Raw genomic sequence first — 230 nt, forward strand, 5'->3', positions numbered from 1 at the left:
CCGTAAGCTAGACAACAAAGCACTTGAGTATTACAGCAATGCTGAACTGATGGCCTTATCGGCGAACTATAAAGGTGCGATTGACCAACTCAATTATGCCTATCGCTATTCCGATGGCCAAACCTTACAACTGGCGCGAATTGAAGCGAGAATAAGGCAGTTTAGACAAGCGGATAGAGCTATGGAGGCATTAAAATAGCTGCGATAATCTAACCTTATAAGCAATTCTT

1 protein-coding gene is annotated in these 230 nt (G+C 42.6%); it reads left to right on the forward strand.

Annotated elements, in window-relative coordinates; translation table 11 throughout:
• On the forward strand, positions 1–199 hold a 199-nt coding region (locus AAEY72_RS16585; RefSeq protein ID WP_352311805.1), incomplete at its 5' end, for a hypothetical protein.
• Positions 200–230: the final 31 nt, after the last annotated feature.

The sequence above is a fragment of the Psychrobacter sp. W2-37-MNA-CIBAN-0211 genome (assembly GCF_040309405.1).
Lineage (GTDB): Bacteria > Pseudomonadota > Gammaproteobacteria > Pseudomonadales > Moraxellaceae > Psychrobacter > Psychrobacter glaciei.